Raw genomic sequence first — 14,673 nt, 5'->3', positions numbered from 1 at the left:
AAAAACGTAACCCCTGAGCCACGGCGCCTACTTTTCGTTCATACACAGCACCGCTTCTCGCGTAGCGACGTACTGTCCCCGCTCCGCAATCTCTCGAGCGGTCTTCTCACCTGCCCTGCCGAGGGGGAGTTCCCGATAGGAATGCAAAATTGGCAGACCGCGAACGAGCGAAATTTTTTGTGAGCCGCGCGGCGCTATATGCACAACGGCGAGCGCATCTGACAGATCTGCAGTCAGAGATTGAATGTGTTTTAGCCTCCATTGGGCGTTGAGCAGCGGGTTGCCCCGCCGGGCAGCGTCATGGGTGAGAGAGGCGCCCGCTGCCCGTCCGTGGACAACCCTGAAACCTCAAGCCTCGGCGCATAGCGGGGGGGCCTGGGGTCCAGATAATCGGGGGCATCTGCGGCATCGGGAAAGAAAAAACCTGTCTTGACGCGCCGCGCGACGCAAGCTATTTGCGCGCGTTATCAACCGTGACGGTCGTCAACGCCCAGTCGGGGAAGACGCGATAGATGACCCCACGGCGCACGATCGAGCCAGGGTCGGTATTCCAGGCCTCGCGCACATCATCGCCCACTACCTTGACCTTGTCCGTGGACCGCTCGTCGTCCTGATGGGCCGAAAAAACAAAAACCCCGTAACTCATTGAATTACGGGGTTTGCGCTATTGGTTCTGGCGCTCCCTCGAATTACTACGTCAAATCCTTCGTCGATCACATCGACCAGTCGATCAGTGAAATCCAGATCGAGTTCAATGTCCGGATGGCTTTCCATGAACGCCGAAAGCACGGGCAGCGGAAGCCCCGCGGAAAGTGACAGCCCAACCCGCAGCCTCCCCCGCGGGTGTTGTGCCATTGCACTGAGCTCATCTTCCGCCGCCTGGACTTCCCCGCGGACACGTTTGCATCTTTCCAGAAATATTTCACCTTCGGACGTAAGACGGACGCTCCTCGTGCTGCGCTGGAAAAGGCGCACGCCAGTGCGCTCTTCAAGTCGCGAGATGCTCTTACTAACGGCGGACGCTGAGACGCCCAGACTTCGCCCCGCTGGGGCAAAACTACGCGTCTGCGCAGTCCGTACAAAGATATCCAGCTCTCCCAACACGCTCAAATGCTACACGCTGCCTCCCAAGGGTTTTATTAACGACGTTTTTGTCATCACTGACAAGAACGGTACCCCCGTTAATCACGCCGGGTCAATGCGACTAAGATGGTGTCGAAAGGTCGCGCACCTTTATTGGAATTCCGTTTAAACAGGAGAAAATTCACATGACCACGACTGAACATCTCGACGCCTGGATTTGCCCCCGTACTTCCGGACACCGCCTCACACTAAGGTTGATGAATCGGTCCTACGTCGGAACTCGCGTGGCGAGCGATATTTCAGCGCGCTATGCGGGTGCTTCTCGTTGTAATGCTCGAACGCGACGGCCAGATTGCGAGCAGCGGTCGCTGCATCTGGCTTGGGCATGAAGGCCACATAGTCGCGCTTCATCGTCTTCACGAAGCTCTCGGCCATGCCGTTGCTCTGCGGACTGCACACAGGCGTCGTGAGCGGTTTGAGTCCAATGCCCGAGGCGAAGGTCCGGGTCTTCTCGGCGATGTAACCCCAGCCGTTATCGCTGAGCCATTCAATTTGCTCTGGCGCTTTCGAAACGTTGCCGAAGCGATGCTCAATGGCCGCCAGCATGACGTCACGTACAACGTCGCCACTATGGCCACCGGTCGTTGCCGTCCAGCTCATGGCCTCGCGGTCACAGCAGTCAAGCGCAAAGGTCACGCGCAGCGGCTCGCCGTTGTCACAACGAAACTCGAAACCATCGGAGCACCAGCGTTGGTTGCTTCTGGGCACGGCGACCTTGCCATCATGCCGACGCTGTGGGCGCGGCGGCTTGGGCCTGCGCTCAAGCAGCAAGCCATGTTCGCGCATCACGCGATAGTCCCGCTTGGCATTGACAGAAGCCGCGCACTGGCGCTCCCGCTCGCTGCGCATTGTGCCCCACACGCGGCGGTAACCCCAGCTCGGCAAGTCAGCGATTACGCGCCGGATTTCCTCCACCAGTTCAGCGTCGTCGGTTTGTCGAGCCGTCCGCCCGTGCCGCCAATCAGCGGGGCGAGCAAGCTTTGCCGCCACGTTTGAGCGCGCCATACCGAGAACGTCGCAAACCTGCTTCACTGGTCGTCCCCCGGCAACGATGGCGAGCGCGCAATCCATTTTTTTGCCCGGCCATACTCCACGGCTTCGCGAAGGATTTCGACTTCGACGGTCTTCTTGCCCAGTAGCCGTTGCAATTCCCTGATTTGCTTGAGCGCGTCGGCCAACTCCGAAGCCGGCACGACTTCTTCGCCAGCGCTGACCGCCGAGAGGCTACCGTCTTGATAGAGCTTGCGCCAATGAAACAGCTGGTTCGGATTCACGCCGTGCTGGCGGGCCACCATCGAAACAGTTTTGCCAGGCTCGAAGCTCTCCCGCACCATCGCCAGCTTCTCGTCCACCGACCAGCGCCGCCGGCGCTCCGGCCCCGTCAACACTTCCATCACTTCGTGCTTGTTGTTAGTCATGTACACAGTCTTATGCCTACCCGCTATTGTAAGTGGGAGACTGTGTCCGGAGATTCAGGGGGCCGCTCCAACGCCTACCTCGAAGCAATGCGCAGACGTCATGTCGAGGCGACAATGGCCCACATGGCAGAGAACGTTGTGCTCCGCAGCCCGATCGCCCCCACACCTTTCGAGGGAAAAGAGCGTGTTGCCGATGTCCTCGCCAAGCTTCTCAGCACTGTTGACGCCTTCGAACCGAAGCTCCTCCTGCGCGACAACGCCGACTTTGTCGCTGTCTTCACGATCAGGTTCAGTGACGAGGGAATCGACGGCATGGATCCATGCATCTAAATGACGCTGGCCTTGTCGACCGCATGACCGTTGCATGGCGCCCGCTTCCGGCGGTTGTCGCCGTTCAGCAAAAACTCGCTCCAAAATTGGGAGGGACGGCGCTAAGGCTAGTTCCCGCGAACCAATCTTCGTGATTAGCTAATGCCTGACCGGAACATGTCGGGGAATACTTGATCGAAACGCGCTGTGGGTGACTAGTGCCGGAATATGTCTGCCAGATAGCCTGGTCGAATTGTGCATTCCTGGCTCTATTGACCGAGCCGTGCGCCGGGTAACGTGCGCGTTGTTGCTCGTAGAGACGCCAATGCCAGCATCGCTTCGCTTCGTTCACCTCGACACGTACGATTCGCTGCATCCCGCATTCGACGTCATGCGCAAGTTGCGCTCGAGTCTGATCGACGCGCACTCATTTGCCGCCCAGGTCGTCAGACAGCAGGCCGAAGGCTATCGCCTGCTCGCCGCGTGCGATTCGGGAAGCGTCGTCGGACTCGCCGGTTATCGCTGATGCGCGACCGGCCGACCATCGTGATCGTCGGTTCGGGCGGTGTCCATAGCGGCGAACGCGCACGGCAGCCGGATTTCCTGGCGCCGTATCTGCGATACGCACTTAGCTCGATCGGCATCCACAGTGTCCAGTTTCTTCTCCTGCAGGGGCTTGTCATGGGCGAAGCAACGGTAGCCGAGGCGCTCGATACAGCGCGCAATCAACTCACCGGCGGTTCGGTGTTCGCCTCGCTTTCCGCACAGGCGGCAGACAGCGCAAGTGTAGCGGCGCGTACATCTGCGCAGTGTGCATAACGCACGCCGGGCGGGTTGCGTTCCGGATGTGCTTTTCTCTCGTCATGGGAAGGGACGCCACGCTACGCATTTGCGTGCGCCGCGCCCTTGTACGTCTCAACACGATATTGCACGCCTGCATCTTGCAAAGACGCTTCAAAGCGCTCCGGCATGTCTGCAGGCACAAGAGGACCATACGGCCCAAATCGATAGAACAGATCGGGAAACAGGACCACAAACCTGAATCCGCCAACCGAGCTGTCATTTCCAAAGCAGCCGGGCGTACTCCGCCTACGTCCATGTAAAAGATCACTCCCTGTCACGGACCCGCGCCGACCGGACTGAAAACGTGGGTGCGACAGTTGCCGCCGCCGGTGCTCGTGCGTTTGGGCGACGGACCTCAATACGCCGTCTTCCCACGCTCGACCCTGAGGATTGCCGGTAGCAACACGCTATTCCTCGCGGCCGTCACTTCAGCGAGAATCGATATCGCGATTTCGGGTGGCGTGCGGCTGCCGATATAGATCCCGGCCGGACCGCGTAATCGTGCAAGCTGTGCGTCGCTCAGATCGAACTCTTTAAGCCGCTCTCGCCGCGCAGCATTGTTGCGCCGCGAGCCAAGCGCGCCGACGTAAAACGCGGGTGTCTTCAGCGCTTCCATCAGCGCGAGATCATCGAGCTTTGGATCGTGCGTAAGTGTAATCATCGCACTGCGTTCGTCGAGTTTCATATCCAGGACCGTATCGTCGGGCATCGTGCGCACGAGCCTCGTGCCGGGCACATCCCATGTGTGCATGTACTCCTCGCGCGGGTCGCAAACCACCACCTGATAATCCAGTCCTGTCGCGACCTGGCACAGGTAGCGCGATAGCTGTCCAGCGCCAATGACGAGCATACGGTAGCGGGGCCCGTGAATCGTCGTTAGACGCCTCTCATTGAAATACACACCGTCAGTCGTGGTCGCTGGCCCGACTGTGACCGCACCCGTTGTCATGTCTAGCGTGCGCGCCACCAGTTCCCCACGACTGAGCGCTTGGTACAGGGGCTGAATACCGCTTTGCCGCGTAATCGGCTCAAGCACGAGCTGCATCGTGCCTCCGCAAGGCAAGCCGAAACGACGCGCCTCCTCGGCGCTAATGCCATATTCGACCAATTCGGGTGTCCTTTGCGCGACGCCGCACCGACGCACCTGGTCGATGAGGTCATCTTCGATGCAGCCGCCCGAAATAGAGCCCACCACGTGACCGTCGTCGCGCAGGACAAGCATTGCCCCTTCAGGGCGAGGCGACGAACCCCATGTCTTCACCACCGTCACGAGCAGCATACGGTGGCCTGCATCGAGCCAGCGCATCGTAGCGTCCAGCACCTCGAAATCAACACTATTCATGCTCACATTTCCGTTCTGTACATGATAAGCACCGTCATGCAAGTGTGCCTACTGACTGCCGAACGGCTTTTCGACCGTCAGCCTGTTGGTCACGGTCGTCACGCCAGGAACGCCCTTCGCGATCTCCGTCGCCTCGCCGATTTGGGAAGCATCCGCCACCGTCCCGTCGAGCGTCACCGCGCCACGCTTCACGACCACGCTGATGTTGCCGGCGTTGATCTCCTTGTGCCGTGCGATCGCCGCATAGACTTTGCGGCGCAGCAAAAAATTGGCCTTCAGGTTGCTCGTCGCGCTCATGCCGCCGGCAGCTTCGGTCACTGTGCCTTTCGATACGCTAAGCGCTTCGCTCTCGCTGGCCTGCGCCCAGACGTGAATGTATGTTGATCCGACCAGCAACCCAACAGCGATCTTTAGTGCTCTGCTCGTCTTCATTGAATGCTCCAGTTCCGCCGTTGTGGGATCAGAAGGAGTGGCGGATGCCGATCATCGCCGCAGTGCTTGAGGTACCCTCAGGAACCGGCGCGCCATAGGCGATCGTCTGGCTCATCTTGCCCCGGTTATTGACATGGCCAACCTGCACGTAAGCGATGGTGGCCCTGGACAAGCTGTATTCGGCACCCACCGCATACATATCCGATTGATTGGATGAAACGTTGCGATCCTTCAGGTAATAGAAGCCGGACGTGACCTTGAGAAAAGAAGTGAACTTGTAGCCGAGCCCCCCGGAAATCATCTCGAAGTCGTCCTGACCACTTTTCGCCGGATTCCTGCCGATGCTGTATGACGTCGACACTGACAGGTCGTGGAACGTGTACATCACGCCGAAATAGTAGAAACGGTTGTTGTCGAGCCCCGTGGCCGGCGCCGTAATGATCGCGCCGGCCGGTGTCGTCGTGAACGGATTGCTGTCGTGGCCGTTGTAGTAAGCAGCCGAGAGGTTCAGACCATAGTTCGAATAGCGAAGCACTGCCGACTCGCGCGTGCCACCCTGCAATCGACCCGCGACGCCACCCAGCGCATACTCGAGCCCAAGCGAAATACCGTGAAACTTCGGCGACTGGTAGACAATCGCGTTGGAGTCGTATAACGCACCGATGGCTCCGTTTGTACTGGTGCCCTGCCAGCCCGCAGCCTGATTCATGCCAAGCCATGCGGTGAGGATGCTGCCGAAGAATTGCGCACCCCGTACGTCGGTGTCGGCCATCGCAAATATCACTGGTACGAACTGACGGCCGGCGTCAATCGAGCCGAAGGGACCAGAGATGCCCAACGTCGATTGCTGGTTGAAGATTGCGGCGGAGCCCGGCGTGTCGGACAGCCCGAACTTTCCATTGGTGCTGGTGAATGCTCCCTGGAGCCTGAAGTTGACTTTGTAGCCGCCTCCGATGTCTTCGGCACCCTTGAGCCCCCAGAAGCTGGTGAACATCCCCGCGTCCTTGAGCTCGTACACGTGCCCAAGATTCACTTTCGACTGGAAATTCGGCGCGTTCGCGCTTTGATACAGCAATCCGGTATCGATGGCGCCATACAGCGTCACCGCCGATTGCGCGTGTGCCGCGACCGCCCACGCAACGAGCGTCGCGGTGGCTATCACTTTCAACTTCATGTTGTCTCCAATGTTGTATTTCTTCGCCGGATTAGTCCGGCGCGGTCACGACAAGGATCGCAGTGCGTGCCAATTGCCGATCTACGATCATGCGCACTCCTGATCGGGCATCCACGAAGCTTGTTGAGTGTCGCGGGTCGAACTTCCCCGTCGCCCTTTCAGCCAGTTTCCGGCCCAAAAAATATGGCGGCCAGCCCCATTCCGAATACGGTAGCGAGAGCGATTCCAACCGTGCGAAATCCCAGATTTGCCGACTCAGACGACACGATCAACGGTCCAAGCGCGGTGAACAGACGTGCCATGTTCCAGGCGAAGCCTTGGCCCGTGGCGCGAACATGGAGCGGAAAAAGCTCAGTCAGGTACAGCGCGACTATTCCAAATCCCCCCAATCCGAAAAAGCCGAATCCAAGCATCGCGACATAAAACGTCCCCAGTGTTTTCGCTCCGCCAAAAAGTGCGACACCTGCAAGCGAGGCGCCTGCACAAAACACCGCATACACGGTCCGTCTGGAAATGCGCGGTTTCAAGGTGACAAGGAGCAGAATCGAAGCGAATCCAAGTACCGCGCCGAGGTTGGTCGCCATGAACGCGATGCCCGTCTGCCTCGTGAATTCCGCGTTGCCGGCGGACGGAAAGAACTCTCTCAGCAATGTGGGAAAGAGGATGGATGCCCCCCAGCTACCGATCATCATTGCCGAGGCAATGAGCGTGCCCACCACGGTTCGACGACGCAACCGACGGCCAAAAATCTCGGATATCGAGCCCATCCTCGGACTTGCGTGGCGAATTGCGGCCGCCTGCGACTGCTCCCAACTAGCCGATTCCGGTGTGATGAACCGCAGCCCAAGGCTCGCGACTGCCGGTACCGCTCCCACGCCAAGCACCCAGCGCCATCCCGCACCGGACAGAAGGATCGCAAGCGCGGAGGCGGCAATCAGCCCCACCACATTGGCAACCTGCATGACCTGGACAGCCTTCGCCCTGTGTTTTTCCGGCCAGGTCTCCACGACAAGCGCGGCGCCAGCGGCCCATTCCCCCCCGATTCCAAAGCCCGCTAGCATCTGAAACACGAGAAGTTGATGCCAGTCCTGCGCCAAGGCACCGGCCGCCGTGAATACCGAGTAGATCAGCATCGTGCCGAGCATGACTCGAGCTCGCCCAAAACGGTCGGCCAGGACGCCAAACAGAATGCCGCCGATGCCCCAGCAAACCAGTTTCGCTCCGACAATGAGCGCTCCGATCTGCAGGGCGCTGCCTTGTGAAGGCCCGAGCAGGTCGTGAAGGGCCGGCACCATTATCATGGTGAAAAGGTAGAGATCCATCGCATCGAACATCCACCCTATAAACGCGGACGCAAGGACAATCCAGGCTGCCTTGCCCACGACAGAAGCACCGACATTGCTCCCGCGGTCTGTCGACTCGAACGTAGTCGAGTTCGTCTCCATCTGCTCATCTCCTTCGTTGTACTGCTTATAATTATGGAAGCACTCGCCAACACTTCGATGCCATCGTGTGCCGTGCCTCGCAAGGCTCAGTAGAAGCTGCTGCCTTTTTCCAACCCGGCCAAATTGAACAGAAAAATCAACGAAGAGAACTATGATGAATGCGCGCTGGCAAACCACTGCCTGCATTTTGCAACCACCGTTGCCCACACCAGGCCGAGCACGGAAATCTCGTTCGTTGAGCCCGCAGTGTTGTCGCTGCGTCTTGCCGCCACGGGTTCTCTTTCTCCAGTGGACGTTGAGGCGAACGCGTCCGCGCCGGCTAAGGACGCCTCTATTGCAGCCGGACGATCCGCGAGTTTCTTCAGCAAATTTGCCGCGAATTGACGGACCATCTGTTCCGATACGGCGTTGATGATTCCAACCCCGCGGCCATACTGCGCCACCTGCCCCGCCATCTTCACAGTGGTGTGGACGTCGACCTGAGTGCCGGCGACGTCACCGGCTCGCGATAGAGAAAACGTGGTCACCGTAGTGGCCGATCCGCGGTTTTTGGTCTCCTGCCAGGTGGCCTCAACGGTCGCCGTATACGCGTCGCCCAACGGAGCGCTCAAGGTAACCATGCCCGAGAATTCCATCGCGATTGGACCCAGCTTGATGCGAATCAGCCCCTTATACGAATCCTTGCCGAGTGTGTCAGTCAGCGTCGCCCCGGGAAAGCAGGACACGACTAGCGGCACGTCGAGTAGTGCCTTCCAGGTGTTCTCGATAGTCGAATCGACCGAAAAGCGATTTACGATTTCCATACTTCCCCACCTTCATCCGTGTATTTCTCAAACAACCCTAATAAAACTTCCGCGTACGCATCGGGCGTATCGACACATGAGAGGTGCGCGGCAGCGCCCAGCGTTCGTTCCTTCGCGCCCCGGATTCCCTGTGCCAACTTCGCCGATACGGCTCTGGGTATGCTCATGTCGAGTTCGGCGCTCAGCACGAGCGTCGGCACCTCGATGTCGCGCAAAAGTCCGGATACGTCATCCGTGTAAATGGCGCGCAATATTTCCAGATAATCCGTTGAAGCCATAGCCGCAATCTGCTGGGCGAGTCGTTCCCGCTTCGGATACGCGGTGTTCCTGTGGAGGGTCTGCTCCACGTACATGCGCGCAAAGAGATGCATAGGCAGTTTTTTCAACATCCCTTCGGCTGCGGCGAGCCGCTTTTCCACCGCGGGTCCCGAAACGCCCGCGTAAGCGCTCGACAAGACCATGACAGCAACGCGTCGACCCAACTTCGAGGCAACGCGTACCGCAGTCAGTCCCCCCATCGAGATACCCACCAGGCCAAAACAATCGAGACCAATGGCCTCCGCCACTGCGACGACGTCGTTGGCGACTGCGTCCGCATTCCACGCGCTTCGCTTCGTCGAGTCGCCATGACCTCGGGCATCTATTGCAACGACTCTATATTTCGCGGTGAGTGCGGGCAGAACGTCGTCCCACAGCGCGCTCGATGTGCCGAGACTATGCAGCAAAACGACCGCGGGCCCATTGCCGACGTCAATATAGGCAATGCGTTCGCCGTCGACGGTCAGAGACCGCTTCTCGTGGGACGGCACGAACGGCGCTGTCACGTCGAGGCGTGCCGCAATCGATTCCGCCAGAACGTCGGCAGCAAGCGTGGCAAGCTTTGGCGAATGCAGACCGGGCGACTCGCGCAGGAAAGTCTTGACTCCGCGTAATGCCTGCGGAGCCCGGCTGTTCATGAAGGCAATGAAATCGTCCAGCGCTTTGTCCAGTTCCCAAGGAGCGACCATTTCGCCGATGAGTCCAAAGTCCAAGGCGGTCGCTGCGTCGATGGGCTGGCCCGTTAGAACCAGACGCGAAATCGCTTTGACATGGACACGCGCGACGAGAACGGACATCAGCAGTGCAGGAGCAAACTGCTTCGCGAGTTCATCGGCCTCGAACTGGCTACGCATTTCGGCGACCGCATAGTCGCTCGCTGCAACGATTGCGCAACCCATACCCGAAGCGAGCCCTTTGACGAAGCAGGCAACAGGTACCGCACTCGAACGGATTGCCTCGTAGAGTGCGAGAATGGGCGCCGCACCCCGTGCCTTGATTGCGGGGCGTGGATCTTCCGTTGGGGAAAGCGCCGGCGGTGGCGATGCGGCCCGCCCTCCACAGAAGTTCTCGCCCTCCCCGGACAAAACAATGGCCACGGTGCTCTCGGGAGGATCGCTGATCACCTGCGTGAGCGCTCGCATCATCGAGTCATCTAACTCGTTTTTGCCGTCAGCACTGCTCAGGGTGATATGCAGAACATTACCCTTCATCTTCAGCAGAAGATTTTCATGCATGCCGATCTCCTCGTTCATCGTGATTTCACGCCGGGTGATGGCATACCCGGTACAAACTGCCGAACAACCCCCTGATTCTGAAGTGTCCTCAATGCCTCGGCATCAAGGCCGATGTACTCCCGGAGTACGATGCTCGTGTGCTCCCCCAGATGGGGCGGGTAACTCACATCGGTACGCCCCGGATCATCAAACTTGATTGGATTGCCGGGCACGCGCACATGAGACCCCGCTCGACTGCGAAGCTCGACGATCATGTCTCGATGCGCGACCTGAGAGGCATTCAGTGCTTTATCAACTGTTTTGACCAGTGCGGCCGGAATTGAAGCCGAACTCAGTGAATCGAGCCAACTCTGCGCCGGTTCGTCACGGAAGCGCGCCTCCAGTATTTCCCATAGCGCCACCTTGTTCACGAGCCGTGTGGCCGAATCCTTGAATCGCGGGTCGTGTACAAGGTGTGGCAAATCGATGGCCTTGCACAGGTCCGCCCACATGCGTTCAGTGTTGGCGGTCACGACCAGTGAAACACCGTCGCCACATTCGAACGCGCGGTAGGTCGGTATCGAATCGTGGCCTCGTCCCTGCGGTTCCGGTACTTCGCCAGACATCAGGTAATAGGCACCTTGATAACAAAGCATCGCGATTTGCGCGTCGAGCATCGACACATCGACGAACCGTCCTTCGCCAGAAGTCTGGCGCTCGAACAGCGCAGCGAGAATGCCCATCACGCCATACATGCCGGCCGCCAGGTCGCCGATCGGAATGCCGGCGCGAACGGGCGCCCTGCCGGGCTCGCCGGTCAGACTCATGCCCCCCGACATCGCCTGCACGATCATGTCGTAAGCGGGTAGATCCCTGTCCGGGCCCGTCTGCCCGAATCCGCTGATACTGCAATAGACAAGCCGCGGATTGCGCGCGCGAAGCTCCGCCTCACCAAGTCCGAGCCGCTCCATCACACCCGGGCGATTGTTTTCTACAAGGACATCGAAATGCGCGGCCAACTCCCGAACGAGTTCGGCTCCCTTGTCCGTCTTGAGGTCAATGACAACACTCTTCTTGTTGCGATTGACCGCGAGATAGTAGGCGCTGTCCCCCTCGACGAAATGGGGGGGCACGCCGCGCGCGAGCTCGCCCCCCGGCGGCTCGATTTTGACGATCTCAGCGCCGAGATCACCGAGGATTTGCGTTCCGAAGGGGCCCGACAGGAACTGCGTGAGGTCTAAAACCCTCACACCGCTCAGCGGACCAGTTTTTCCAGAGTCCATATCGTTATCCAGCAAGTTCTTCGTTCAAGGTGTGTCGAGGGCGACGTCGCTGTACGCGCCGGCGGCATGCAGACGACCAAAGATCATTTCAGGCAGCACGGGTGTTTCGTCAAAGCGAATCGACCATCGGCTCAGCGCATCCTCGATGGCACTGACGATCGCAGCGGAGGCAGGAATCGTCCCGCCCTCCCCGGCCCCTTTGACGCCGAGAGGGTTGTTCGGTGACGGAGAAACAAGATGCGCCATCTCTATGTGGGATGGCATGTCGAGTGCGGTAGGCAGCAGAAACTCGGCGAAATTCGTCGCAAGCGGCTGGGCATTCTCGTCGTAGCCGTGGCGCTCGAGCAGCGTATTTCCGATCCCATGGGAAATCGCGCCAATCACCTGCCCCTCGACGAGCATCGGGTTGATCACGGTCCCGCAATCGTGTGCAACGCCATAGCGCAAGACCTTTACGTAGCCGGTCCCGACATCCACCTCGACTTCCGCGAACGCCGTTCCGTTGGCATAGACGCTGGCTTTCGGGGAGAAATAATGCGTGACGGTCATGCCCGCATCCAGTCCGTCAGGCAGCGTGAAACCAGGTATCCCATACGACATTCGTGCGATTTGCCCGAGCGGCAACGCCTTTTCTGGCTGGCCTCGCACGCGTGCGGCGCCACGCACGATTTCGATCTGATCCAGAGGAACACGAAGGGCGTGTGCGGCGAGCCCCCTGATTTTTCCGGCGAGCTTGCCGCAGGCGATGTGAACGGCATTTCCGGCGTTGACGGTGATCCGGCTCGCAAACGTCCCGATACCCATGGCGAGCTTGCTCGTATCGCCGACGACTACCGTAATGGCATCCATCTCGACACCGAGCTGATCGGCAGCGATCTGGGCAAAGATGGTTTTCATCCCTTGCCCTTGCGCGCCGGCACCACCGACGTCCAGGTGTATGCGTCCATCGTTTTGCAACGTGACTTCCGCCCCTTCATAAGGGCCGAGTCCGCAACCCTCGACATAGTTGGCAAAGCCAATCCCGAGATACCGTTGCTGCGCGTGCGCGTCCTCCTGACGGGCGCGAAACGCGTCCAGATCAGCAAGTTCGACGGCCTTCTCCTGAGTTTGCGGATAGTCGCCGGAGTCATACACCATCGGTGAACCGTCGCGGAATATCAGGCCGGTTTTGTACGGCAACTGCTCTGGCTGTACGAAATTGCGGCGTCGAATTTCCAGACGGGCGAGGCCGAGATGGTCGGCTGCCGCATCGAGCATCCGCTCCATCGCGAATACCGCTTTTGGCCGCCCCGCGCCACGCACCGGGGTGGTGGGCACCATGTTCGTGCACGCCACTTTCAGCTTCACGTCGAATGCCGGGACGACGTAAGGACCCAGCGACGAGGTCACCGCGATGATCGGCACGACAATGCCCCAAGGCACGTACGCACCGTTATCGTGGACCACGGAGCCGCGCACGCCGAGGATCTTTCCGTCCTTGTCGAGCGCCATCTCGAGATTCCACAATTGATCGCGCTCCTGGGTAATGCACAGGAAGTGCTCGCGCCGATCCTCGGTCCACTTGACCGGCACACCCAGCTTGAGTGCTGCCGAGGCCACGACCAACTCTTCTGGATAGGCGATGCCCTTGGGACCGAAAGCCCCTCCGACATCCGGCATGATGACCCGGATTTTCGCTTCATCGTAGCCGAGCGCTTGCGCGAGAAGACGTCTCTCGAGGTGCGGTGCCTGGCCCGAATTCCAGACGGTCAAATCGCCGGTACCGCTATCGAGCCGCGCGAGGGTCACGCGGCACTCCATCGGGTGCGCAGTCCCGCGATGATGGAATATCTCGCGCTTGACCACGTGCGCGGCGCGCGCGAAGGCCGAGTCGACATCGCCGAAAGCAAACGGCATGTCGAGGAGGAGGTTGGTCGGAACGTCGCTGTGAGCCCGTGGCGCATTCGGATCGAATATCTTCCCGATGTCGCCGGCGACCGGCAGTACCTCGTAGTCGATCTGCACCAGGTTGGCGGCGTCTTCGGCGATGTACCGGCTTTCTGCAAGGACAACGGCGATCGCCTCGCCGACGTAGCACACCTCGTCCGAGGCCAGCGGCGACCACATGCGCGGCTCCGTCAGCATGTGAGTCGGTGCCAGGACCGGCAATGGCTGCCGATGTGCTTCATCCAGATCAGCGAATGTCCAGACATGCCGTACGCCCGGTACGGCCTTTGCTGCTTGCGTATCGACGTGCTTGATGCGGGCGTGCGCGTGAGACGATCGCACGAAACAGCAATGCAATGTTCCGGGAAGGTGGATATCGTCGACGAATTGCCCCTCGCCTTTGAGTAGCGCGGGGTCTTCGGTGCGCTTGACGGGTTTGCCGACATAGCGCGCACCTACGGTCGAATCCGAAGGGGAATCGCTGTCCTTTGAGTGTGCGGTAACCAGTCCGAAAACGGGATCGGGCTCGCCGCGCATTCGGGCGGCCGCGATCAGCGCCGCTTCGACTATGGCCTGGTAGCCCGTGCAGCGGCAGATGTTCCCGCTGATTGCATCGCGAACTTCGGCCTCGGACGGGTCGGGGCTGGCCCGCAGAAACTCCGTTAGCGTGGTCAACATGCCTGGGGTGCAGTATCCGCACTGCAATGCATGGCGATCCTGAAACGCCTGCTGCAGGATGCCGAGCGAGCCGTCGGTATTCGCCAGCCCCTCTACGGTTGTGACTTTCCGCCCGTCGACCTGACCACAAAGCTGAAGGCAGGAGCGCATGGAACGTCCATCCACCAGTACCGTACATGCCCCGCAAACACCATGCTCGCAGCCGTAATGCGTGCCTGTCTTGCCAAGCTGGTGACGAAGAAAATCGCCGAGCGTCACTCTAGGGTCGATGTCGCAGGTCGTTGCCTGTCCGTTCAGTTCGAAGGCAATCTTTTTTTGCTCAACGAATTCGATTCTCTGATCCAT

General features: G+C 59.7%; 12 protein-coding genes and 2 pseudogenes. 3 read left to right on the top strand and 11 right to left on the bottom strand.

Annotated features, from left to right (window positions below; translation table 11 throughout):
* Positions 1-451: 451 nt before the first annotated feature.
* The 3 genes and pseudogenes from AB3X95_RS00400 to AB3X95_RS00390 all read right to left on the bottom strand — a co-directional run bounded on the left by AB3X95_RS00400 (position 452) and on the right by AB3X95_RS00390 (position 2,537).
* Entirely contained in the window at positions 452-646 is a 195-nt protein-coding gene (locus tag AB3X95_RS00400) for a hypothetical protein (RefSeq protein WP_368620398.1), read from the bottom strand.
* 35 nt (positions 647-681) lie between these two features.
* Positions 682-1,110: pseudogene (locus AB3X95_RS00395) on the bottom strand (LysR family transcriptional regulator); the annotation flags it as partial.
* Between the two features lie 216 nt (positions 1,111-1,326).
* A protein-coding gene (locus tag AB3X95_RS00390) for an IS3 family transposase (RefSeq protein WP_368620756.1) occupies positions 1,327-2,537 on the bottom strand; the annotation gives its coding sequence in 2 pieces (ribosomal slippage) (positions 1,327-2,222 and positions 2,222-2,537; 1,212 coding nt in all).
* A gap of 36 nt (positions 2,538-2,573) precedes the next feature.
* On the opposite strand from AB3X95_RS00390, the gene AB3X95_RS00385 reads away from it, so the two are divergent.
* From AB3X95_RS00385 to AB3X95_RS00375, 3 genes and pseudogenes are all read left to right on the top strand, one after another.
* Positions 2,574-2,891: a nuclear transport factor 2 family protein gene (locus tag AB3X95_RS00385; protein ID WP_368620397.1), complete on the top strand. Its 318-nt coding sequence runs from the start codon at positions 2,574-2,576 to the stop codon at positions 2,889-2,891.
* A gap of 304 nt (positions 2,892-3,195) precedes the next feature.
* Positions 3,196-3,396, top strand: a complete 201-nt coding sequence (locus AB3X95_RS00380) for a hypothetical protein (RefSeq protein WP_368620396.1) — start codon at positions 3,196-3,198, stop codon at positions 3,394-3,396.
* A pseudogene (locus tag AB3X95_RS00375) lies at positions 3,393-3,689 on the top strand (NAD(P)H-dependent oxidoreductase); the annotation flags it as partial. The gene AB3X95_RS00380 and the pseudogene AB3X95_RS00375, both read left to right, overlap by 4 nt.
* Before the next feature lie 379 nt (positions 3,690-4,068).
* Here the strand turns inward: AB3X95_RS00375 and AB3X95_RS00370 are convergent.
* The 8 genes from AB3X95_RS00370 to AB3X95_RS00335 all read right to left on the bottom strand — a co-directional run bounded on the left by AB3X95_RS00370 (position 4,069) and on the right by AB3X95_RS00335 (position 14,673).
* Positions 4,069-5,055: an XdhC family protein gene (locus AB3X95_RS00370; RefSeq protein WP_368620395.1), complete on the bottom strand. Its 987-nt coding sequence runs from the start codon at positions 5,053-5,055 to the stop codon at positions 4,069-4,071.
* Between the two features lie 48 nt (positions 5,056-5,103).
* On the bottom strand, positions 5,104-5,487 hold the full coding sequence (locus tag AB3X95_RS00365; protein WP_368620394.1) for a BON domain-containing protein: 384 nt from the start codon (positions 5,485-5,487) through the stop codon (positions 5,104-5,106).
* Positions 5,488-5,515: 28 nt separating this feature from the next.
* Positions 5,516-6,661: a porin gene (locus AB3X95_RS00360; protein WP_368620393.1), complete on the bottom strand. Its 1,146-nt coding sequence runs from the start codon at positions 6,659-6,661 to the stop codon at positions 5,516-5,518.
* A 158-nt stretch (positions 6,662-6,819) separates the two neighbouring features.
* Positions 6,820-8,106, bottom strand: a complete 1,287-nt coding sequence (locus AB3X95_RS00355) for an MFS transporter (RefSeq protein WP_368620392.1) — start codon at positions 8,104-8,106, stop codon at positions 6,820-6,822.
* A gap of 149 nt (positions 8,107-8,255) precedes the next feature.
* Entirely contained in the window at positions 8,256-8,909 is a 654-nt protein-coding gene (locus AB3X95_RS00350; protein WP_176367233.1) for an SRPBCC family protein, read from the bottom strand.
* On the bottom strand, positions 8,897-10,480 hold the full coding sequence (locus AB3X95_RS00345; RefSeq protein ID WP_176123855.1) for an alpha/beta fold hydrolase: 1,584 nt from the start codon (positions 10,478-10,480) through the stop codon (positions 8,897-8,899). The genes AB3X95_RS00350 and AB3X95_RS00345 overlap by 13 nt, the downstream gene beginning before the upstream one ends.
* The gene (locus AB3X95_RS00340; protein ID WP_176123856.1) at positions 10,477-11,724 is read right to left on the bottom strand and encodes a CaiB/BaiF CoA-transferase family protein; all 1,248 of its coding nucleotides are present in this window, start codon (positions 11,722-11,724) and stop codon (positions 10,477-10,479) included. Before AB3X95_RS00340 ends, AB3X95_RS00345 begins: the two co-directional genes overlap by 4 nt.
* A gap of 24 nt (positions 11,725-11,748) precedes the next feature.
* Positions 11,749-14,673 (bottom strand): molybdopterin cofactor-binding domain-containing protein, encoded by a 2,925-nt coding sequence (locus tag AB3X95_RS00335; RefSeq protein ID WP_368620391.1) that lies wholly within the window; start codon positions 14,671-14,673, stop codon positions 11,749-11,751.

The organism is Paraburkholderia sp. BR13444 (genome assembly GCF_040948755.1).
GTDB classification, from domain to species: Bacteria; Pseudomonadota; Gammaproteobacteria; order Burkholderiales; family Burkholderiaceae; genus Paraburkholderia; species Paraburkholderia youngii.
Note: the sequence above shows the minus strand (reverse complement) of the source record. Positions and strands in the feature narration are given on the sequence as shown.